This window comes from Paenibacillus sp. Y5S-9 (genome assembly GCF_036894235.1).
GTDB lineage: Bacteria > Bacillota > Bacilli > Paenibacillales > Paenibacillaceae > Paenibacillus.
Window position 1 is genome coordinate 4,279,446 of record NZ_CP145887.1, and the last position, 21,622, is coordinate 4,301,067.

At 46.2% G+C, this 21,622-nt stretch carries 18 protein-coding genes and 1 other annotated feature; of the genes, 8 read left to right on the forward strand and 10 right to left on the reverse strand.

Going from position 1 to position 21,622, the window contains the following annotated elements; translation table 11 throughout:
* Window positions 1–11: 11 nt before the first annotated feature.
* The 4 genes from V6669_RS18760 to leuC all read right to left on the reverse strand — a co-directional run bounded on the left by V6669_RS18760 (window position 12) and on the right by leuC (window position 5,739).
* Window positions 12–1,421, reverse strand: coding sequence for an N-acetylmuramoyl-L-alanine amidase family protein (locus V6669_RS18760; RefSeq protein ID WP_338587525.1), 1,410 nt, complete (start codon window positions 1,419–1,421; stop codon window positions 12–14).
* 258 nt (window positions 1,422–1,679) lie between these two features.
* On the reverse strand, window positions 1,680–3,086 hold the full coding sequence (locus tag V6669_RS18765) for an N-acetylmuramoyl-L-alanine amidase family protein (protein ID WP_338587526.1): 1,407 nt from the start codon (window positions 3,084–3,086) through the stop codon (window positions 1,680–1,682).
* A 597-nt stretch (window positions 3,087–3,683) separates the two neighbouring features.
* Window positions 3,684–4,286 carry a 3-isopropylmalate dehydratase small subunit gene (gene leuD, locus V6669_RS18770; RefSeq protein ID WP_338587527.1) on the reverse strand — a complete coding sequence of 201 codons (603 nt, stop codon included), beginning with the start codon at window positions 4,284–4,286 and terminating at the stop codon, window positions 3,684–3,686.
* A gap of 31 nt (window positions 4,287–4,317) precedes the next feature.
* Window positions 4,318–5,739: a 3-isopropylmalate dehydratase large subunit gene (leuC, locus tag V6669_RS18775; protein WP_249912599.1), complete on the reverse strand. Its 1,422-nt coding sequence runs from the start codon at window positions 5,737–5,739 to the stop codon at window positions 4,318–4,320.
* Between the two features lie 376 nt (window positions 5,740–6,115).
* Between leuC and V6669_RS18780 the strand changes: the two genes are divergently transcribed.
* Window positions 6,116–7,036: a LysR family transcriptional regulator gene (locus tag V6669_RS18780; RefSeq protein ID WP_338587528.1), complete on the forward strand. Its 921-nt coding sequence runs from the start codon at window positions 6,116–6,118 to the stop codon at window positions 7,034–7,036.
* Between the two features lie 510 nt (window positions 7,037–7,546).
* Here the strand turns inward: V6669_RS18780 and V6669_RS18785 are convergent.
* The 3 genes from V6669_RS18785 to V6669_RS18795 all read right to left on the reverse strand — a co-directional run bounded on the left by V6669_RS18785 (window position 7,547) and on the right by V6669_RS18795 (window position 11,282).
* On the reverse strand, window positions 7,547–8,368 hold the full coding sequence (locus V6669_RS18785) for a carbon-nitrogen family hydrolase (RefSeq protein WP_249912258.1): 822 nt from the start codon (window positions 8,366–8,368) through the stop codon (window positions 7,547–7,549).
* Between the two features lie 73 nt (window positions 8,369–8,441).
* On the reverse strand, window positions 8,442–10,064 hold the full coding sequence (locus tag V6669_RS18790) for an AraC family transcriptional regulator (protein ID WP_338587529.1): 1,623 nt from the start codon (window positions 10,062–10,064) through the stop codon (window positions 8,442–8,444).
* Window positions 10,065–10,265: 201 nt separating this feature from the next.
* Entirely contained in the window at window positions 10,266–11,282 is a 1,017-nt protein-coding gene (locus V6669_RS18795; RefSeq protein WP_338587530.1) for an ABC transporter substrate-binding protein, read from the reverse strand.
* A gap of 262 nt (window positions 11,283–11,544) precedes the next feature.
* Between V6669_RS18795 and V6669_RS18800 the strand changes: the two genes are divergently transcribed.
* The 7 genes from V6669_RS18800 (at window position 11,545) to V6669_RS18830 (ending at window position 18,972) form a co-directional block, all read left to right on the forward strand.
* On the forward strand, window positions 11,545–12,753 hold the full coding sequence (locus V6669_RS18800) for a pyridoxal phosphate-dependent aminotransferase (RefSeq protein WP_338587531.1): 1,209 nt from the start codon (window positions 11,545–11,547) through the stop codon (window positions 12,751–12,753).
* Between the two features lie 64 nt (window positions 12,754–12,817).
* Window positions 12,818–13,032, forward strand: a binding site (T-box leader).
* 82 nt (window positions 13,033–13,114) lie between these two features.
* Window positions 13,115–14,218, forward strand: a complete 1,104-nt coding sequence (gene proB / locus V6669_RS18805; RefSeq protein ID WP_338587533.1) for a glutamate 5-kinase — start codon at window positions 13,115–13,117, stop codon at window positions 14,216–14,218.
* A 58-nt stretch (window positions 14,219–14,276) separates the two neighbouring features.
* The gene (locus tag V6669_RS18810) at window positions 14,277–15,524 is read left to right on the forward strand and encodes a glutamate-5-semialdehyde dehydrogenase (protein ID WP_338587535.1); all 1,248 of its coding nucleotides are present in this window, start codon (window positions 14,277–14,279) and stop codon (window positions 15,522–15,524) included.
* 36 nt (window positions 15,525–15,560) lie between these two features.
* Complete coding sequence (proC, locus tag V6669_RS18815; protein WP_338587537.1) at window positions 15,561–16,421, forward strand: pyrroline-5-carboxylate reductase; 861 nt, start codon at window positions 15,561–15,563, stop codon at window positions 16,419–16,421.
* Window positions 16,418–17,641 (forward strand): 2,3-diketo-5-methylthiopentyl-1-phosphate enolase, encoded by a 1,224-nt coding sequence (locus V6669_RS18820; RefSeq protein ID WP_338587539.1) that lies wholly within the window; start codon window positions 16,418–16,420, stop codon window positions 17,639–17,641. The genes proC and V6669_RS18820 overlap by 4 nt, the downstream gene beginning before the upstream one ends.
* Window positions 17,638–18,315, forward strand: a complete 678-nt coding sequence (locus V6669_RS18825; protein WP_338587541.1) for a 2-hydroxy-3-keto-5-methylthiopentenyl-1-phosphate phosphatase — start codon at window positions 17,638–17,640, stop codon at window positions 18,313–18,315. The genes V6669_RS18820 and V6669_RS18825 overlap by 4 nt, the downstream gene beginning before the upstream one ends.
* 3 nt (window positions 18,316–18,318) lie before the next feature.
* Window positions 18,319–18,972, forward strand: coding sequence for a methylthioribulose 1-phosphate dehydratase (locus V6669_RS18830; RefSeq protein WP_036607600.1), 654 nt, complete (start codon window positions 18,319–18,321; stop codon window positions 18,970–18,972).
* Between the two features lie 161 nt (window positions 18,973–19,133).
* Here V6669_RS18830 and V6669_RS18835 read toward each other — a convergent pair whose 3' ends face one another.
* Genes V6669_RS18835 through V6669_RS18845 form a run of 3 tightly spaced genes read right to left on the reverse strand, consistent with a single transcriptional unit; the run spans window position 19,134 to window position 21,409 of the window.
* The gene (locus V6669_RS18835) at window positions 19,134–20,426 is read right to left on the reverse strand and encodes a multi-tm2 domain protein (protein WP_338587546.1); all 1,293 of its coding nucleotides are present in this window, start codon (window positions 20,424–20,426) and stop codon (window positions 19,134–19,136) included.
* Window positions 20,427–20,463: 37 nt separating this feature from the next.
* A complete protein-coding gene (locus V6669_RS18840) occupies window positions 20,464–20,916 on the reverse strand; it encodes a hypothetical protein (protein WP_338587548.1) in 453 nt (150 codons plus the stop codon).
* Window positions 20,909–21,409, reverse strand: a complete 501-nt coding sequence (locus V6669_RS18845) for a sigma-70 family RNA polymerase sigma factor (RefSeq protein ID WP_152416945.1) — start codon at window positions 21,407–21,409, stop codon at window positions 20,909–20,911. The genes V6669_RS18840 and V6669_RS18845 overlap by 8 nt, the downstream gene beginning before the upstream one ends.
* Between the last annotated feature and the right edge of the window lie 213 nt (window positions 21,410–21,622).

Genomic DNA, 21,622 nt, shown 5'->3' on the forward strand with positions numbered 1-21,622 from the left:
GGGCTTGTCCCTTATTTAATTCCCAGATACTCCTTGATTCCTGCAACAATCCCTTTGGCAACACTGTTCTGGAAACTCTCAGTGAACAGGGCTGCTTCGTCGCTCTTATTGCTAAGGAATCCACCTTCCAGCAGAACTGCTGGCATTGTCGTTTCACGGGTCACATGGAGACTTGCCGTTTTCACTCCACGATCTTTCAGTCCGGAAGACTGTAAAAGATACTTGTGCATCACTGTAGCAAGTGCTTTGCTGTTGGAGCGTGTATAGAATGTCTCTACACCGTTCGCAGCAGCAGGGCCACTGTTAGCGTGAATGGAGATGAAGATATCCGCTTTTATGTCTTGTGCAATCTTCACACGTTCTTTCAATGCCAAAAATGTATCATCGCTGCGCGTTAACACAACGTCAATTTTGGATTCTTTTTTCAACAAGGCTTCCACTTTCAGAGCCATTGCCAGATTGAAGTCTTTTTCACGTTTACCAGTTACACCGATTGCCCCAGGATCCTGATCTCCGTGACCTGCATCGATAACGACAACTTTTTTGCCATTATTACCAACCGGAGGAGCAGGTGTACCACTTTGATTGTCGAGGTTAATCATAACCAGTCCGGAATCATTTTGCACACTGTACCCTTTTGAACTGGACAGATCTATTACAAAACGAATTGTAGATGGACTGTTGCTGTATAACGAGTAACGAATCTTCGACACATCCGGATAGCCGCTAACGACGAGTTGTCCATTCTGGTTGCTGTCTAGAGCCTGTCCTTCACTGAACGAATCAGCAAATGCGGTATTCGGCAAGTCTATAACGATTCGATCTGGTCCTGTCATCGTGAAGACGTTCGGCTTCGTACTTCCGCTAGTTGCAATCATGAAGCGGTTGTCGCTGAAGCTGATGCCGTTCACCAGTACAAGACCTTCCTGATCCGATCCTCCGCCATTATTGCCAGAGTTCGGAGGTGTGGTTGTCCCGTTTCCGGAACCTGAATTCTGGGTAACTAATGTTACCGTCTTCGTGGTATTGTTCCAACCCACCTTAAGACCCATTTCCTCACCAATAAATCGGAGAGGTACGAGCGTAGTACCATTTTTCACGAGTGGCGGGGCATCCAGGTTTACGTTACTGCCGTTCACCGTTGCCGTCTTCTGTCCAACAATCATCTGCATGGCAGTGTTGTCTTTGCTAATAGTCACCGTTTGCGTTTGCTGCTTCCACTCCACGCTATATCCAAGATTTTCGGACACAACCCGGATCGGAACCATCACCTTGCTGTTGATAATTTCCGCTTTTGTATCCGATGGCTGTACGATTTCTTTTCCGTCTAGGATAATTTTCGTGTCTGTTGCTGCGTGACTATAGCCCGGGAATACGAGCCCAAAGACAAATAACAGTACCAAAAAACCGAACTTCTTCATCCTTCACCCCTACCATTCTCATATTTTTTTGCCGCATGTTGTCATTTTCCAACTCCGACTGACCGCTTGGGCATTACCAGACACCTATTAGACGCCCCTCGCTCTTAAAAGTTGCGAATTTATTCCAACATAACAGAAAAAAAACGTTGTCAGATCAAGCTTTTTTTACATTTTAATGTCTTATTTTTTCCTTATTTATCAAATATACATCTCTAAACAACGTACTACCCTAACCTTCACATTTGCGCACAATTCAATTTACAGTCCCAAAAATTCAACTATTCCGTCTACAATCGCCTGTGCACATTTGTCCTGGTATTCTTCCGTGAGCATAACTGCTTCATCTATAGGGCTACTTAAAAAACCAAGTTCAAGTAACACAGCAGGCATGGTTGTTTCACGCGTCACATGCAGACTAGCCGTTTTAACCCCACGATCCTTGAGTCCTGTTATCGGCAATACATATTTGTGAAGAGTATCAGCCAATGTCTTGCTTTCTTTACGACTGTAGAGCGTTTCAATGCCGTTTGGTACCGGTGTAGTGAATTTGTTTCCATGAATGGACACAAAAACATCTGCCTGATTCAATTCAGCAATATCCACACGCTGTTTGAGCGAAAGTTCTGTATCATCCTGGCGTGTAATGACTGTTTGAATATTTGGGTATTTTTGAAGGATTGCCTGTACCTTCAGTCCTACAGCCAGATTGAAATCCTTCTCATAAGCTCCTGACAAACTCACTGCACCCGATTGACGACCACCATGTCCCGGATCAATGACCACAATCGTTTTACCATCATTTGTAGGTACTGCCGGTTGGCTTGTCGGTTCTCCACTCGTGGCTGTCAGGTCAACGAGCAAGACATTGTTATCTCCAACAGACCATTTGGCTGTAACCGTCTGATTCAGATCCAGAACGACACGCACGGTAGAAGGCGATTTACTGAACATGGCATACCGGACTTTGGAAACTAAGGATGAATCCGTAACGAGAATCTGTCCACTGCCATCCACATTAGATGCTTGTCCCTGAATGAATTCCTGAGAGAATGTCGCCGATGGCAGATCAACAATAATTCGGTCTGGCCCACCAATACTGGATACTTTGGGGCTAATTTTACCGTTTGTTGCTACAATCAAGCGATCTCCGCTGAAGCTGATGCCTTGAAGCTCTGTCAGACCATCCGGGACAGGTGCCTCGACGGGGTCACTGTCACTTTCCGTTTCAACTACGGGAGGAATACTAAATAGGCTTACTGTCTTAGTTCCATTGTCCCAACCAACACGCAGACCCATGCCTTCCCCGACAAAGCGTAACGGAACAAGCGTCGTTCCCTGTTTGATCAGTGGAGGCGAATCCAGATTCACCACGTTTCCATTCACTGTAGCTGCATCTTTACCAGCCGTCATTAGAATCGTGCTGTTTCCTTTTTGAACCTGGACTGACTGGGTTGCTTTTTCCCACTTCACCTTATAACCCAGATTCTCGGATACAATTCGAATCGGAACCATGACCGTTTTTCCGATATTTTCGGCAGGTGCTCCCGTCTGCTGGTTAATGGTTACACCGTCGAGTACAATCGAGGGAGTGGTGTCTGCATGGGCCATGACTGGAAATAAACATAGGAACAGAAGAAAAACGACTGCTGGCGACCATTTTTTCATACCTCATCCACCATTCTTTTTGTCTTTTGAACATCCGACCTGATTCTCTGCACAGCATAACATCAATGAGTCTATGTAACCTTCCATAATCTACTAATCAGTTTATCAGATATTGTCCCTTCATCCGGTTACAACGTTGTCATATTCAGTCGGAAATAAGATAAAAAAGCAGATCACATTTAAGAACATAATCTCTTTTACATGAATGTGTATCGATTTCGTATCAGTGATGTCATAAATTGATGAAATTCCATCTATTAATGTAACTTTAAAGTATACATATATCGGAATAGGAGTATTACAAAAAAACGGATCATTAGTTCAACGTACTCTTTAAGATGGAAATGAAAACTCACACAAGTGTGCTCAAAGATAGACGCGTTTGGATTATACTCCAATCAAAATTGCTTCACTAGAACTGAATAATGGCGAAGATTACATGTTGAAATATTCCACCAAGAAGGATCAGGACTTCTATGTATAGCTGACTTATTAAGCTAATTTAGCTTCTGATATTAAAAAAAGCTTCTGTCTCACCGATGGGAACAAGATCCCTTTGGCGAGGCAGAAGCTTTCTGCTATGCGATACTTTAACGATTAACCGAACAGTTTTGCCGCGTGGCGTTGTTCGTAAGCAGCGATTTCATAATCATGTTGAAGAGTCAGACCGATATCGTCCAATCCTTGCAACAAGAATTGGCGACGGTGCTCATCCAGATCAAAATCGATATGCAGTCCGTATGCATCAGTAATCGTTTTGTTTTCCAGATTTACATTCATCTCATAACCTTCATGTGTCGCTGTACGTTGGAACAAGTCTTCAACTTGCTCTTCTGACAACTTGATTGGCAAGATTCCGTTTTTAAAGCAGTTATTATAGAAAATATCTGCAAAAGATGGAGCGATGACACAACGGAATCCATAGTCCATAATTGCCCATGGCGCATGCTCACGGGAAGATCCACAGCCAAAGTTGGCACGTGAGATCAGGATCGATGCCCCTTCATAACGAGGTTTGTTCATTTCGAAGGAAGCATTGTTGTTCCCCTCTTCATCAAAACGCCATTCATAGAACAAAAATTGTCCAAATCCGGTACGCTCAATCCGTTTCAGAAACTGTTTCGGAATGATTGCGTCTGTATCTACATTGACCCGGTCTACCGGTGCAACGATGCCTTGTAATGTTTTGAATTCTTCCATATTAAACGTTCTCCCTTCTGTCTGTTATAGATTAGATCGCTGCTTCTGTTTTAAAATTCCAGTCCCGTACATCCACAAAGTGACCCTTAACCGCTGCAGCTGCTGCCATTGCCGGAGATACCAGATGCGTACGTCCTCCGCGTCCTTGGCGTCCTTCAAAGTTACGGTTGGACGTCGAAGCACAACGTTGTCCTGGCTTCAATACATCCGGGTTCATCGCCAGACACATACTGCATCCAGCATCCCGCCATTCAAATCCGGCTTCCGTAAAGATTTTATCCAAACCTTCTTGTTCTGCTTGGATTTTAACTCGTCCTGAACCTGGTACAACAATTGCTGTAACCTGACTGGATACCGTGTGACCTTTAGCCACTTTTGCTGCTGCACGCAGATCTTCGATCCGACCATTGGTGCAAGAACCGATAAATACATAATCAATTGGAATCTCGGCGATTGGTGTTCCCGGTGCAAGTCCCATATATTCAAGCGCTTTTTCAGCCGCTTTACGTTCGTTTTCTGTTGGCAATTCAGCCGGAACAGGAACTTTCGAAGAAATATCGGTTCCCATGCCAGGGCTTGTTCCCCAAGTTACTTGCGGAATCAATGTCTCCACATCGATTTCAACCACATGGTCGAACTCGGCACCTTCATCGGTTACAAGCTGTTTCCAACCTTCTACAGCTTCATCGAACTTGGCATCCGCTGGTACGTATTCACGTCCACGCAGATATTCAAATGTTGTTTCATCCGGCGCGATCAATCCTGCTCTTGCTCCACCTTCAATGGACATGTTGCAGACTGTCATACGCTCCTCCATGCTCAACTCACGGATGGATTCACCTGTGTACTCAATAACATAACCTGTTGCAAAGTCTGTACCGTATTTCGCGATGACTGCGAGGATCATGTCTTTTGCGGTTACACCCGGGTTACGTTTGCCGACAAAACGAACTTCCATCGTTTTAGCTTTCGCTTGTTGCAAACATTGCGTTGCCATAACATGCTCAACTTCACTTGTTCCGATTCCGAATGCCAGTGCGCCAAACGCACCGTGTGTGGACGTATGACTGTCACCACATACAATCGTTTTACCCGGATGAGTCAGACCCAGTTCAGGTCCCATAACGTGTACAACGCCTTGATCAATGGTGTCCAGATCATACAATTTCACGCCGAAATCACGGCAGTTTTGCGAAAGTGTATCAATTTGTTGTTTGGAGATAGGATCTGTAATGTTGAAACGGTCTTTCGTTGGAACGTTGTGGTCCATTGTTGCAAATGTCAATTCAGGGCGACGAACTTTACGTCCGCTGAGACGAAGACCTTCAAATGCCTGCGGAGAAGTTACTTCGTGCACCAGATGCAGATCGATATACAGAATGCTTGGTTTGCCTTCTTCTTGATGAATTACGTGATTTTCCCAAATTTTCTCAAACATCGTTTTTTTACTCATCATTTTCACCTCATTATAAGTTCGGTCCTTGGAAGAGCCTCTGTTTTCTTTAAAAAGTGAAGCTCTTGAATGACATAAATATATCACCCTGTCCTTCATTGTTCCAAGATATAATATCTATAGATGTAATAGGTTTAACCTATAATGAGAGAAAGACAAATAAACCACTGCTCATCACAGAGGTTTCAATTGATAACAATTATCATTATCATATAAGTCTTATACTACGTTTCCGCTGCTTCGCTGTCAATGCTTTTATACAAAATAAAGAAGCCCTCTCCTGATATTTGAGTTTACCGGTAGTTCCGGCAAAGAGAATGATTTCTTCATCTGTAGTGATATAATGGTGGCATAACGAAAGGAATGACCAATGACAATGGAATTCAGACAACTTCAATATACGTTGCAAATTGCGGCCGAACGCAATTTCTCCCGGGCAGCAGAGAAGCTGCATATTGCCCAGCCGTCATTAAGCCAGCAATTATCCAAATTGGAAAAAGAATTGGGTGTGCTGCTGTTTCAGCGTAATACAAGTACCGTGGAGTTAACCCATGCGGGTGTTACGTTTGTGGAGCAAGCCCAGAAGATCGTAGATGCCGTGGAGCTATTGCGTCAGGAAATGTCCGATATCTCCCAGCTTCGCAAAGGTAAAGTCGTTGTGGGCAGCATGCCGATCACGGGCTCACACTTGCTCCCACATGTGCTTCCTGCGTTCCAACAAGCTTATCCCGAGATTGAGGTTACTTTATTGGAAGACTCCGGGCTTACACTTGAGAAATTGACAGCAAGCGGCAAAGCAGATCTCAGTCTGTTATCTCTTCCTTTACAAGAGCCAAGTCTTGCCTACGTTGCCATTGGAGAGGAAAAAATTGATCTGGCGGTTCCCCCGAATCACCCTTTGGCGCGCAGGGCAGATCCGGAAAATCCGCTTCCGGTGCGAATTGAAGAGCTTCGTGATGAACCCTTTGTTGTATTGAAAAAAGGACAAGGTTTCCGCAAACTTACTTTTGATCTCTGTGAGCAGGCCGATTTTGACCCCAATGTTGTGTTTGAAAGCACCAATATTGAAACCGTTCAGTCGCTGGTCGCCACAGGTATGGGTATTACCTTGGTTCCTCGCTTTATTGCCCGGGCTCCGCGCAGTGAGTTCGTGCCTGTGTATGTGCCACTTGCTGAGCCTACTCCCAGCAGAACACTTGTTGTGGCTTATCGTCAAGGCAGAGTGCTGTCGAAGGCAGCCGAAGCATTCATCCATACGTTTCAACAAACCGTGGCCGAACTGTCAAAGGGAGACTAAATTTTTTTCCTATGGGTATGGGTACATTTCATACTGAACCAAAACAAAGGCTTGACCCTTATGGGCCAAGCCTTTGTCATATACTCGTTTCCCGCATCCGCAGGATAGAGTTCTTACATTGCAATCACAGTAACTGGTTACAGTACAATGTTGCTTGTTAAGTTGTTTAGCTACAATGCTAATTTATAATGTTAACGTAGAAACGTACATAAGAAAACTTCATGTTTGGCGGTTTATTTTCGCAAATTACGATCGCTTGTCAGCCTGTTTTGCTGATTCATTACACGGCCTTCGTCCTGAACAGTTGAATCAGGGGGTGATAGCCCTCCTGCTCCATTCTCTAAGAATGCCCTTAAGTGATCTTCCCTTGTGTTATCCTGTTCCAGTCTCCTGAGCGTATCTTTCACATGGTTGTCCATTGATTGATCATCCTCCTTGGTGACGGGATAGTTATCATTACCCGCGTCCTGGAAGAATAAACACTTTTACTGAGGAATTTTATTTCCGTTTTTATTTTCCGCCAAAATAAACGCCAGGTCGACGGTCTTCAAATACGGGAATACGTCCGCGAACCTCATCCACCAGAGATGGACGAATAATTCCGGTCACGATCTCTTCCCCTTCGCCACCTTCAGCCACAATCTCACCCCAAGGATCAATGATGAGGGAATGTCCGAAAAATTCGGTCTCTCCCCCTTTACCTACACGGTTACATGCGATCACATACATCTGGTTCTCAATCGCTCGTGCCGTTAGTAACGTACGCCAGTGGTGCAGACGAGGTTTCGGCCATTCGGCGGGTACAATCAATGCCTTGGCACCATTTAAAGCAAGGGTGCGGGCAAGTTCCGGGAACCGGATATCATAACAGATCGAAGCACCGGCTGTAAGACCATTTTGCAATTCAAAAATTTCAGGTTCTGTACCAGGCTGTAAATATTTCTCTTCGTCCATCAGACGGAACAAATGTAATTTATCGTATCGTGTTACCTGTTTTCCTTCACGATCATAAGCGTACATTGTATTGTATATTTGACCATCCCGTTTCTCGGCAATTGAACCGCCAACGATGGAAATTTGATGTTTTTGAGCAAAAGCAGACAGCCATTCCCGAGATTTCTGGCCTTCCGGGTCAGCGAGTTCATGAATTTGAGTCAAAGCGTATCCGGTATTCCACATCTCAGGTAACACAGCCAGCCCCAGATCCGGATATTGTTCTACCGCACGCTCAAGCAACGTCTGCATATGTTTATGATTGGCCTCAGGGTCTCCGAGTTGAATATCGCCCTGAATCAGGGCTACACGCATTTCTCCCTGTTGTTTTTCTGTCATGACAAGCACTCCTCTGAACCGTAATACCTGCTATCATAGCTTGATCCTCCTAAGGACTGCAAGCCTGTTGTTGTTATGAACTTGCACATAACAACTCAGGCAGCAGGGTCAGCAATCGATCACTCGTGAGCGCATCACCCACATTCCAGGTCGACTCCTCCACAGGATACACCCGTCCATTCTGCACAGCCGGAAGGGCCCTCCAACTGGGACTTTTCATCAGCATCTCTGTAGCCTGTCTTGCCACGACTTCCTCAGGCAGCATGACAAATACATGATCTCCTGCATACTGACGTACCGACTCAGCCGAAATTTCCTTATAGGCTCTGCCCGCCGCAAGTGCTTCCTTCACTTTGGTAACTGGCCTGAATCCCATCGGATGATATAACAATGGCGCGAGACCAATATTGCCCATAACAAATAATCGTGCACCCCGATGGTATGTAAATACGGATGCCGTTTCCCCCTCTTCAATCAAAGTATGGATCTTCGCCCACATCTGCTCAGTACGCTCCTCATAGGAGGTTAGCCATTGTTCAGCCTGAGGTTGTCTGCCAAACCAGCTGCCCAATCTGCGCATTCGTTCTTCCAACGTGGCATGAGAATTGAAAGCAATCGTCGGTGCAATCCGGCGAAGTTGTTCATACTGCTGTTCATTGCTGCTATCCAAAATAATCAAATCCGGCTTCATGATAACAGCTGCTTCCACATTAACCGGAGCGACCGCGTCATATGTCCGATCTTCCAACAATTGAATGCCCAGCACCAGCAGATCCCCAGCGGAATCTCCGTAATACATAATTCGCTTCGGGTTTACTGGAATATTCACATCATGACCCAACCAATCTTGTACCAAAGTCTGCTGCTGAATCGATCTGTCATATTGACGAGGAGATAATCCGGTCATTTGGCGAAAACGCCTGCTGAAATAATACTCATCTTTAAATCCCACGCGGCTCGCTATATCCCGAAGTGGTTCATCCGATTTGCGAAGCCATTCCTTAGCATGTTTGATGCGTACATGATTCACATAATCGAGTGGCTTGTGACCCGTGAGTTGTCTGAAAAGGGTCGTATATTGTACAGGTCTGATCTCCGCAAGACGTGCCAGTTTCTGTACAGTGATTTCTTCAGCATAATGGTCGTCCACATACTGAATCGTACTGTGTAGTCTTGCTTCCATACTCTGCTCCGTCTTTGGAGAAGTGTACCGGGTAATGATCATCTCCATCCATTTTTGGAATTGCGCATTCAAATGACTGTATTCGGCATCTGTTTTATAATTTCGAATGACATACATTTGCTCCAGCAGCCCACTTAACGGAGCATAGGGATAACCATTCAATTGGTTTCTGTGCTCAAATACAGGGCGGGTAAAGAGCTCGGGATCACCCGTCAACACATGAATAACATCAAAAGCCATTACGATATATTTCAATTCCGAGTTGTTACGATGTTCAATCTGGTAACCCTCTCCCGGAGAAAGCGGATAGACACATCCCGTAGTAAACGGAAACTGTTCATGTCCAATATATAAACGCCCATCCCCTTCTTCGCAGATCAGGAAGGCATGTTTCTCGCAAGCAACCTCCAGCATCACCTGTTCAGGTGGTTCAATTCGTCGTACCAGATGATCCAGCCGAAACATGAATGCTGAATAGAACAACGCTCCCCCATCGGCATCCAAAGCCTGCATGTCGGTTCACCTCGTTTTTCTAAAATGAGAATAATTATCAATCATTCTGTATGGTCTGATTATAAGCGAGCAATTGTTAATAATCCAGATATGAGTTTAATCAGCAAAAAAGAGCGTTCAACGAAATGTTGAAGGCCCCTTTCACTTTTTTATAACTGCATTACTCAAAGGTGTTACTCCTGCCTCACTAGCTCGTCACCATTATTGAATCATCTGTTTTGGCAGCTCTTGTAACAGCCACTCCCTCGAAAGAGCATCACTAGAAGCTTTTACGATATTAAAACGATATACTTTTCCTTCTTTCACCGCAGGCAGGTTCTTCCAGATTGTACTATCCAGCAATTCCTTGGTGGATTGTTTCGCATCGTCGGTCACAGGATCCAGTATAAATATCCGATCACCGGCAAATTCAGATAATTTTTCAGTCGAAATCTCTACAAATCCCATGTCTTGATCCAATACTTTCTGAATTTCTGCAGTTGGCTTCAGTCCGTCTTTTCCATATAACAACTGTGGCAATCCTGAGCCCGCCATGACAAACAGACGATTCCCGGGATACATGGTGAACACCGAAGCCGTCTCCCCTTCTTTCAATCCGTTCTCATGGAGTTGCTTCCACATCTCTTCTGTTGCTTTTTGATGATTCGTAATCCAATCCTCCGCTTCTTGCTTTTTGTTCAACAAGTCGCCAAGGATACGCATACGATCTTCTATTGACCCGAACGAATCAAATGTAACCGTAGGTGCAACTTTTGAGATCTGATCGTATTGTGCCTCATCACTGTTCGAGAAAATGATCAGATCGGGATTCAAGGCTAGCGCCTTTTCCACACTGATCGGAAATCCTACATCCTCTGCCTGAGCAACCTGTTCATCATATACAGTTCCATCCTGACGAAGTATGCCTACAGGAACAACACCAAGTGCGAGCAAATCCCCGGTAACTTCTCCATGATAGATGACTCGCTTCGGATTTACAGGAACCTCTACCTCATGGCCAGTCCAATCTTTGAATACCCGGGTCTCCCCCTCATCTGTCTCTTCCGTTGCGGTCTGTTCCTCATTGGTTGTCTTTCCATCAGCCTGTGTTTCTGTAGCTGCTTTGGAATCATCTGAGCCAGCAGCAGGTGTTGTAGCCTGATTTCCACAAGCCAGCAGCAGAATGGATAACCACGTAATCGTAAATAGTACTGCCGTATTTCGTATGCCCTTTTTCATTGCTATTTCTCCCCCTGTATCATGTGCATTGTGCAATATAATTTAATGATATTGATTATCATTATCGGATATTATCATAAAACATGGCTTCTCTCAGCTCAATGGACAAAACTAAATGCGCACTTTCAGTTTTGTACAATACTCCGCTCTTTGCTCCTATGTACTGTAGATTCAAGTGCATTTCCCTCTATACAGCTCGGGATTGGCGTGATAAATTAATGAGAACTATTTGCCATTTTTAATAACCGGAGTGATGAATATAATGACCCATTCAGACCATATAACTGCTCGTTCAGCCTTTACGATACCAACTTCTGATGTAATGACACAGCTGCCAACACAATTTTTTGCTACCCTTGTTCAAAATGTAAATCGTGAAATCGCAAGTGGACATGACGTGATCAATCTGGGTCAGGGGAACCCGGATACACCTACACCCCCCCATATTGTGAAAACATTGCAAGAGTCGGCTGAGAATCCCCTCTACCACAAATACTCCCCTTTTAGAGGGTTCTCTTTCCTGAAGGAAGCTGTCGCCAAACGTTATAAGGAAGATTACAACGTTGATCTGGATCCCGAGACTGAAGTAGCCATTCTGTTCGGGGGCAAAACAGGACTGGTTCAGTTACCTCAGGTCCTGCTTAACCCCGGTGACACCGTTCTTGTTCCCGATCCCGGTTACCCGGATTACTGGTCTGGTGTTGCACTCGCCAAAGCAAACATGTCATTTATGCCTTTGCTGGAGTCCAATGCATTCCTGCCGGATTATGAAGCTGTTTCAGCCGAAGATCGGGAGAAGGCCAAGCTGATGTTCCTCAACTATCCCAACAATCCAACGTCGGCAACGGCTCCACTTTCGTTCTACGAAGATACGGTTGAATTTGCCATTCAAAATCAAATCGTCGTTGCCAGCGACTTTGCTTACGGTGCGATTGGATTCGACGGACATCGTCCAGTAAGTTTCCTACAAGCCCCTGGTGCCAAAGAAGTGGGCATTGAATTCTATACGTTATCCAAAACGTACAATATGGCTGGATGGCGTGTTGGATTCGCGCTAGGTAACGCAGAGATTGTCTCTAAAATTAATCTGCTTCAGGATCATATTTATGTCAGTCTTTTCGGTGGGATTCAAGCTGCGGCAACGGAAGCACTTACTGGATCTCAGGAATGTGTCACTTCGCTGGTTTCACGTTACGAATCCCGTCGTAATGCATTTTATGACGCTCTTTCCTCGATAGGCTGGCAAGCTTCGAAACCCGCAGGTTCATTCTTCAGCTGGTTGCCTGTACCGGCCGGTTATACCTCCGCTTCATTTGCAGACTTGTTACTGCGAGAAGCCAAGGTGGCCGTAGCCCCTGGTATTGGTTTTGGTTCGCATGGTGAAGGCTATGTGCGCGCAGGATTGCTAAGTGATGAAAACCGATTACGCGAAGCTGTGGAACGGATTGGCAAGCTGAACTTATTCAAGTAATTTACAGGACCATAACCCCTTTGCATATGCCAAGTTTCCATGGTATGTTATAAGAAATATTGAACGAAACGTGATGACGGGACCAGTAAGAGAATATCAGTCGCGCACAGAGAGTAAATTCCACCCTGCTGAAAGAATTTACCGCGGCTCTTCTCTGAAACCTACCCCTGAGCGGCCTGTTACGTACAGGACAGTGCCTTCTGTTACAGGGCATGAAGCCGGATGATCTAATCATCAATAAAGGTGGTACCGCGGAAGTAACAAACTTTCGTCCTTTTTAACTAAAGGGCGGGAGTTTTTTTTGTACCCGCTAAAGCCTGCTCCAGAAGCACTTATTAATCATGTTTAAGGAAGTGAAACCATGACTTCACGTATTGTAGTTAAGATTGGAAGCAGCTCGCTTACCACAGAAGAAGGCGGTCTGGATCGCAGTGCGATCACTTTTTTTGCCGGAGAAATTGCAGCATTGGCTGATCAGGGTCATGAAGTACTTCTGGTCACGTCTGGAGCGGTAGCTGCCGGATTCCGGGAGATTGGTTACCCTCAGCGGCCTAAACAGTTGCATGAGAAACAAGCTGCAGCGGCCGTTGGGCAGGCATTATTGATGCAGGCATATCAACAGGCTTTTGCAGCGCACCGCGTTACTACAGCGCAAATTCTGTTAACTCGTACAGACTTTCACAGTCGTAAACGTATGGGTAATGCAGGCATGACCGTGGAGGAACTGCTCAAACAGCGAGTGATTCCGATTTTCAATGAGAATGATACAGTATCGGTGGACGAATTGAAGTTCGGGGATAACGATCTGTTGTCCGCATTGGTTGCAAACCTGGTGAAGGCACAGCATCTAATTATTCTTACGGATACCAACGGCCTGTACACCGCAGACCCGCGTAAAGATCCTTCTGCCGTGCGTTACGACCGTATCCCCGAGATAACGGCGGAGATCTACGCTTTTGCCGGCGGTTCAGGTTCAGCGGTTGGCACAGGCGGCATGCGATCCAAAGTTGATGCAGCCAAGGTTGCTACACGTGGAGGCGTACCTGTATTCGTGGGAAGTGTGAAAGAACCCGGAGATATGCAGAAAGCGGTTGATGGCACGGGCAAAGGAACTTACTTTGAGACACGACTCGCTTCGTTATCCCGTAAAAAGCAGTGGCTTGGCTTCATGTCTACTCCACTGGGAACCGTCGTTGTGGATGATGGTGCTGAAGAAGCTCTTGTCCATGGGGGGCACAGTCTTCTGCCTGTAGGGGTCAAACGCGTACTGGGAACGTTCCATGCAGGAGACGTCGTAGAGGTCATTGGATTGGATGAAACCTTGCTTGGTCGCGGTATTGTCAATTATGATGATGACCAGCTTCGACTTATTGCCGGACTTCCCAGTGGCGAAGTGATGAAACAACTTGCAAGCATCCATAGACTTGAGGTTATTCATAGAGACGAATGGATTACGTTAAAATAAACAAGAAGTTATATAGTGTTTGAAATACTTAACTTTATATATATGAGGAGGAATTACGATGAGTGAAGTCAGAGAAAAAGCCATCAAAGCTCAAGCCACGGTTCCACAGCTGAACCGATTGAATACAGAACAGAAAAATACGGCCCTGCGTGTCATGGCAGATGCTTTGATTAAGGAGACGGATTCCATCATTACGGCAAACGCCGAAGATCTGGAACGCGGCAGAGAACAAGGCACGCCGGAATCCATGCTGGATCGGCTCGCACTTAATAAGGAGCGCATTGCTGGCATTGCTGAAGGATTACGTCAGATTGCAGATCTGCCTGATCCAGTCGGTGAAGTGTTAGAGACATTTACCCGTCCAAACGGATTACATGTTGAAAAATTAAGAGTGCCGATTGGCCTGATTGGCATCATCTACGAAGCTCGTCCTAATGTAACTGTAGACGCAGCCGGATTATGTCTCAAAACAGGTAATGCGGTGCTTCTGCGCGGCGGCTCCTCTGCCCTGTCCTCCAATCGTAAAATTGTGGAGGTGCTGCATCAGGCACTCACAACGACAGACATGCCTGCTGATGCTTTGCAATTGATTGAAGATGCAGATCGTGCTTCCGTAGATGAGATGCTCAAGTTGAACGGACTGCTGGACGTCATCATTCCACGCGGCGGGGCTTCCCTCATTCGTAATGTGGTTGCCAATGCAACCGTACCTGTAATTGAAACTGGGGCGGGTATCTGTCATACCTATGTGGATGAATCAGCCGATCCAGTTATGGCTGCCGAAATTGCCATCAATGCCAAGGCACAACGTCCATCCGTATGTAACTCCATGGAAACATTGCTGCTGCATGCAGCATATGCGGAAGAGCATCTGCCTGCTCTTGCCGAGCAATTCCGTGAGGCCAATGTGGTCTTGAAAGGTTGCGACACCGTGCGCCGTCTTGTCCCTTCTGCCCTTGAGGCAACCGAGGAAGACTATGCGACCGAGTACAACGATTATATTTTAAATATCCGTGTTGTCGAGAACCTGGACGAAGCGATGCAGCACATCGCACATTACGGAACCAAACATTCCGAGTGTATCGTAACGCGGGATACAGCCCATGCAGAGCGCTTCATGCATGATGTGGATGCAGCAGCCGTCTATCACAATGCGTCCACACGTTTCACCGACGGGTTTGAATTTGGCTATGGAGCCGAAATCGGAATCAGTACCCAGAAACTGCATGCACGTGGACCGATGGGATTGCCAGCACTGACGTCAACCAAATATCGGATTACAGGCAATGGACAGATTCGTCAATAATATCCCAGCACCAGTTATATAGGAGGAACGATAAATATGAGTCAAGAGCAACAGACGTTACTACAACAGAAGATTACTTTCCACGGAGCAGGCGCGATGGCTGAAGCCATCGTGCGCGGACTGATCTCCCGCCTAGTCGTTCGTCCTCAGGATATTACGATGCTGAACCGCAGCAACCAGAAACGTCAGGAGGAGCTCAGTAACCGTTATGCAGTACATACCGGAACGGCTTCACAATCTCTGGATCACCTTGCCTCCACTCCGGTCATTGTACTCTGTATGAAACCCAAAGATGCTGCCGCAGCGCTGCGCGAACTTGGGCCACTGTTATCACCGGATCAACTGATCGTGTCTGTCATCGCCGGATTATCAATCCGCACGATGCAGTCCTTGCTTGGTCGTAAACAACCGATCGCGAGAACCATGCCAAATACATCCAGTACCATTGGACTTGGTGCAACCGGTCTTGCCTTCTCTGCGGAGATTACGGATGATCAGCGCAGTACGGTGATGACCATGTTTGAAGCGGTTGGTATCGTGACTATCGTACCTGAAGATAAACTCGAAGTGCTCACTGGGATTTCCGGAAGCGGCCCTGCTTATGTATACTATTTAATGGAGGCCATGATTGCCGCAGGTATTCGTGGTGGTTTATCCAGCCAGCAATCTCGTGATCTCACTGTTCAGACGGTGCTTGGCGCGTCACGTATGGTACAACAAACCGGTTTGGAACCGATGAAGCTTCGTAGTGATGTGACATCCCCGGGAGGGGCAACCCAGGCAGCACTGAAAACGCTGGACGAAGGAGATTTCTTTGAAAATGTAATCGCAGCCGTCAACCGCTGTGCAGAGCGCTCACGGGAGATGGGAGCTGCTTTGGAAGGGGATTTAAAATGAATAACATGTGCACAGCCACATATCGTCTGCATGATGATCATGCAGACTTTCGCAAGAAGGCTCAGTCCATCGCGATTGGCATGACCGTTGGTAGCTGGACTGAGTTGCCGCAAGCCCAGCGTGAAGCGATGCAGAAACATCTGGGTGAAGTAATCAGCGTAGAAGTCCATGAAGCTGAAGGAATGGCTGCAGGTGAGCGTTACGCCGATATTACCATCGGATATCCCGATATTAACTTCAGTCGTGATATCCCTGCCCTGCTCGTGACGGTCTTTGGCAAAATCTCAATGGATGGCCGGATCAAAATAACAAAGCTTGGTTTCTCGGATGGTTTCCTCAGTGCATTCCCGGGACCCAAGTTTGGACTGAATGGTGTTCGTGATCTGCTTGGTGTGCATGATCGTCCACTGTTAATGAGTATCTTCAAGTCAGTTATTGGGCTAAATGCAGATGAACTGCGTGAACAATTTATTCGTCAGGCCCTTGGGGGCGTTGATCTGATCAAGGACGATGAGATTCTGTTTGAGAATAAATTGACTCCCATCGAAAAAAGAGTCGAGGTCTGCATGAAAGCTGCCGAACAGGCACGCCAGGAGACTGGCAAGAAACTTCTGTATGCAACCAATCTCACAGGGCCTACATCTCGTCTGAAAGAGCAAGCTGAACGTGCCATCGGCGCAGGAGCCAATGCCTTGTTGTTCAACGTATTGTCTTACGGATATGATGTCCTGCATGAACTCAGCAGTGATCCAGATATCAATGTGCCAATTATGGCTCACCCTGCACTTGCGGGTGCATTGTATCCTTCACCATATTACGGCATCTCGGCTTCGGTTGTACTTGGCCAGTTGATGCGTCTTGCGGGTGCCGATCTGGTGCTCTTCCCTTCTCCTTATGGTTCGGTTACGATGCCGAAGGAAGAAAATATGGCAATCACAGAGCAATTACTGACAGCTGATTTGCCTGTAAGAACCAGCATGCCAGTACCCTCAGCCGGTATCCATCCAGGCCTTGTACCGCTTATTTTGCGCGACTTTGGCACGGATGTCATCGTTAATGCTGGCGGCGGTATTCATGGGCATCCTATGGGCACTGAAGCAGGTGGACGTGCATTCCTGCAAGCGATCGAGGCAGCTCAGCGTTCCATTCCACTTGCTCAGTATGCAACCGAGCATCCGGAACTGAAAAGCGCACTGGATCTGTGGGGTGGCGAACGATGAGAAGTGATAAAAAAACAGTCATTTTCTGTGATTTTGACGGTACGATTACCCTCTCGGACAATATTGTCGCAATCATGAAACATTTCAAGCCTGAGGGCATTGAAGCGATTATGAAAGATACGATTGAGCAGAACATTTCGCTGCGTGAAGGTGTTGGAGCCATGTTTGCTCTGTTGCCCGCATCGCAAAAAGATGAAATTGTGGAATTTGTGCTTGGACAAGCTGGGATCCGTGAAGGATTCAGCGAGTTTCTTGACTACGTTCGCAGCGAAGGGATTGAATTCAATGTAACCAGCGGTGGTATGGACTTCTTTATCGAACCCTTACTCGCGCCATTCGATATCCCTAAGGATCATGTCTATTGCAACGGAGCTGACTTCTCGGGTGAAACCATTCGGATTGAATGGCCGAATCCCTGCCAGCCTCCTTGTGAGAAAGGCTGCGGCATGTGTAAAACAACAGTGATTCGTACCTTCCCGGAAGAACAATATAATCGAATCCTCATTGGAGACAGTCTGACAGATTTTGAAGGTGCAAAGATTGCCGATCTTGTCTACTCTCGCTCCATTTTGACGGACAAATGTATTGAACTTGGTGTGGACCATGTGCCATTCGCTACCTTTTACGATATCATCGAAGATATGAAACAGAAGCAAACACAAGGAGTGCTGTAAACGATGGGCTTTGAAAAGATTACATTGGAACACAAACGTCAGGTCCTTGAAGAACTGGCTGATATTAAAGCATTGTTCGCAAGTCGTAACTGGTTCCCCGGAACAAGTGGCAATCTGTCGATGCGTGTAGGAGATTTTGACCCGGAGCAATTTTATTTTGCGGTTACCGCCTCAGGCAAAGACAAATCTCTTCGCACACCGGAAGACTTTCTTTTTGTGGACAAACACGGCAAAGCGATTGAAACAACAACGTTGAAACCAAGTGCCGAAACGTTGATTCACTGTGAAATCTATCGTTTGACCGGCTGTGGTGCTGTATTCCACGTGCATACGGTGTTTAACAACCTGATCAGTGAATTCTTTGGAGCAGATGGACACGTACCGATTCAAGGAATCGAATTGATCAAGGCTTTCAACATTTGGGAAGAAAATGCGGAGATTCGTGTACCTGTCCTGCCTAACTTTGCAGATATTCCATCTATCGCTGAATTGGTGCCAGGTGTACTTGATGCCAACGTACCAGGGATCTTGCTTCGGAACCACGGCATATATGCGTGGGGTAAAGATGCTTTTGAAGCGAAACGTCATCTGGAAGCGTTCGAGTTCCTGTTCGAAGTGATGTACCGTCAACTTCTGTTGAAGGGCGCCACGAAATAGCAATCATTTATTCGAAATCAAAGCTGCACAACCAAAAACACGCCAAGGCTGGTATACATAGCCCTTGGCGTGTTTTTTTGTTATGGGATAACAGCGATTGAAAGGTTGCTCTGTCATCGAAGTGTCAGTGTAAATAATCTTTATTTAACTTGGATAGTAAATTACAGTCGATCATCCCGATCCTTGAATAAAAAGAGACTGTCTGCTCCCTCATCATCTCCTTGAGCAGCACTATGGATACCCGTCCCCCTCTGCTTGCCAAACAGCAGTTTCAAACCGCCAAAAATGAGCAGCAAGGATACAATGACAGTGTTCAAATAGGAACGAATCTCGTATGTCATAAATGCATTAGGGAACAGCTCATTCAGCTGTGGAATGACAAGTCGGATCGTCAGATAATATAGACCTAGTGCTGCAATCCCGAATCCAATCAGGCGCTGATGGCGGGCCCAGTCCTTGAAGATCGGTTGATCTATCAGTGGCTCGCGTCCATAACGACTGGAGCACTGTAGTCCGTCAAAGAAGCTGTAGAACCAGATCAGTGGAATCATGAACAGAAACACCGATAAGTGAAGCAGGTCCAGAACATAGATGCTGCCCAGGAACAGGAACATCAATTGCATGCCTCTTTTTTGCAATCCCAGATATAGATGACCTGCACCTGGAAAAGCGGATAGCAGCGTTGCAAGCACTTTGCTACGTCGTCCGGCTACTCTACCCATCTCCAATTCCTCAAATAATGTCCGATCCTGCAACACCTCACCAGCCTGCTTACGGTGGACATGTTGCACCGCATCAAACATGCAGTATACCCATATTACAGGCAGAATGAGTAAGAACATTAAAAATACCGATTCATTGGTGATCGAAGCTACAAAAACCATCATGGCAAATGAACCAAAGAACGCCATCAGGAAGGACAACCCACGATGCAACAATCCCAGGTGAAGATGTCCCAATCCTGGAACAAATGATAGCAAAATGGTGAAGAATCGTTCACCCTCACTGCCTTTTCGATACATGGGTTGACCATAGGGACCCTCAGGATGGCCATATCCACCACCTGGATGTTGATGTAGCTCATCTTCATTCATCTGCTCCATAGGCCCTTGCTGACCCATGTATGCTCCCTGGTAGGCTGCTCCTTGGTGTGGAGGAGCTCCATAAGGCGCACCGTATCCCCTATAATGAGCATCTCGGGCAGAAGGTGCACGGAGCAAAACAATAATCATGTCCAGCATACTGATCCCCCAGAAGAAAGCGGCAAAAAGTGCACCGATAATCATTAAATCTTGATCATTAGTGACCATTGCTAGCATGAATGAGCCAACAGCTGTTCCGAAGAAAAGCAATGGATAAATCACAGCCCTTGCGGCCCGTCCCCAATACATGAAACCAAGACCGGGTATCAGGTTTAATAGAAATGCGAGTAATTTGTTACGATCTGAGTGCACAGTCGTCATCCTTTCTTTTCAGGCAATGCGAAACCATTTATGGTTTAGGCTTGAAGTTATCCAGCCATGAAGTGGCTGTCTCCGTCCATTTCTCGGTAAATGACCCTCTGTGGTCGCCATCTTGGAACTTGTGATATGGTGCTACCTTGTCAAAAAGTCCAGACGAGAGGAAGATCAATGTCAAACAGGCCGCTACCGCGTAATGGAACACTTTATGATCAAGCCAGCGCCGGTTTCGTCCAGCACGGGATTTGCGTTGTACCTTGGGTGATTGAATGCCCTCAATCCGATGCATGACTGAATCCGCAAACCCTGTTGGGTCATGTAGCGGAGGCAGTTCTCCATGGATACCAAGCGCTTCCAGATAGATGTCAATCGCATCCGGATCTTCCATCAGAAGCTGTTCCATTTGGTTCGCTTGAGTTTCACTCATATGGCCTTCAATATAATCAGTCCATTGCGCAGCGGTATACTTCTCCTGTTTACTCACGCCATTCATCCTCCTTCCAATGTTTTCGAATCCACTGCCGGGCACGATACAAGCGGGATTCCACGGTCTTCACAGCCACCTGTGCATCACTGGCAATCTGCTCATAATTTTTTTCGCTTAGATAATACGCAGTGATAATGTCACGATGCTGAGCAGGCAACTGATTAATTCGTTCGCGAAGTTTATCCTGACGCTCTTCACGAACGAGACGGGTAAGAACGTCTTCATCCCGTCCGGGCATATTGATTATTTTTTCTTCTCCACCCAGATCCTCAGCAGTTCGTCTGCCCAGCTTGCGTTTGGCATCAATCGCTTTGTGAAAGGCAATTCGGGTTAACCACGTTTTGAAACCTTCAGAACGGTAGTCGGGGAGAGATTTATACATCTGTATGAACGCCTCCTGAGCTGCATCCTGTGCTTCCTGATCGTTCCTGAGTACGGAATAGGCCACATGATATACATGCTGGCTATACTTATCAATCAGAGTACGCATCTGGGATGTATCTCCTTGACGGATTTGTTCGATTACGCGCGCTTCATCAATAACTCTCCCCTCCTCTCCAATACAATAGACGACAGCTTGTGCGTTAACCCCTGCGTGATCTATCAAATTTTTGTAAAACAAAATGAAATCATTGCCTGAAAGGTTGATGTTGCTGATCACTCATCCAATCTTTAATCCAAAAAAAACAGGCACAGAATGACT

Excerpts from the sequence above, each read along its gene's own strand:
- V6669_RS18760 (WP_338587525.1), bottom strand. The coding sequence starts at position 1,421 with ATGAAGAAGTTCGGTTTTTTGGTACTGTTATTTGTCTTTGGGCTCGTA.
- V6669_RS18765 (WP_338587526.1), bottom strand. The coding sequence starts at position 3,086 with ATGAAAAAATGGTCGCCAGCAGTCGTTTTTCTTCTGTTCCTATGTTTA.
- leuD (WP_338587527.1), bottom strand. The coding sequence starts at position 4,286 with ATGGAAGAATTCAAAACATTACAAGGCATCGTTGCACCGGTAGACCGG.
- leuC (WP_249912599.1), bottom strand. The coding sequence starts at position 5,739 with ATGAGTAAAAAAACGATGTTTGAGAAAATTTGGGAAAATCACGTAATT.
- V6669_RS18780 (WP_338587528.1), top strand. The coding sequence starts at position 6,116 with ATGGAATTCAGACAACTTCAATATACGTTGCAAATTGCGGCCGAACGC.
- V6669_RS18785 (WP_249912258.1), bottom strand. The coding sequence starts at position 8,368 with ATGACAGAAAAACAACAGGGAGAAATGCGTGTAGCCCTGATTCAGGGC.
- V6669_RS18790 (WP_338587529.1), bottom strand. The coding sequence starts at position 10,064 with ATGCAGGCTTTGGATGCCGATGGGGGAGCGTTGTTCTATTCAGCATTC.
- V6669_RS18795 (WP_338587530.1), bottom strand. The coding sequence starts at position 11,282 with ATGAAAAAGGGCATACGAAATACGGCAGTACTATTTACGATTACGTGG.
- V6669_RS18800 (WP_338587531.1), top strand. The coding sequence starts at position 11,545 with ATGACCCATTCAGACCATATAACTGCTCGTTCAGCCTTTACGATACCA.
- proB (WP_338587533.1), top strand. The coding sequence starts at position 13,115 with ATGACTTCACGTATTGTAGTTAAGATTGGAAGCAGCTCGCTTACCACA.
- V6669_RS18810 (WP_338587535.1), top strand. The coding sequence starts at position 14,277 with ATGAGTGAAGTCAGAGAAAAAGCCATCAAAGCTCAAGCCACGGTTCCA.
- proC (WP_338587537.1), top strand. The coding sequence starts at position 15,561 with ATGAGTCAAGAGCAACAGACGTTACTACAACAGAAGATTACTTTCCAC.
- V6669_RS18820 (WP_338587539.1), top strand. The coding sequence starts at position 16,418 with ATGAATAACATGTGCACAGCCACATATCGTCTGCATGATGATCATGCA.
- V6669_RS18825 (WP_338587541.1), top strand. The coding sequence starts at position 17,638 with ATGAGAAGTGATAAAAAAACAGTCATTTTCTGTGATTTTGACGGTACG.
- V6669_RS18830 (WP_036607600.1), top strand. The coding sequence starts at position 18,319 with ATGGGCTTTGAAAAGATTACATTGGAACACAAACGTCAGGTCCTTGAA.
- V6669_RS18845 (WP_152416945.1), bottom strand. The coding sequence starts at position 21,409 with ATGCGTACTCTGATTGATAAGTATAGCCAGCATGTATATCATGTGGCC.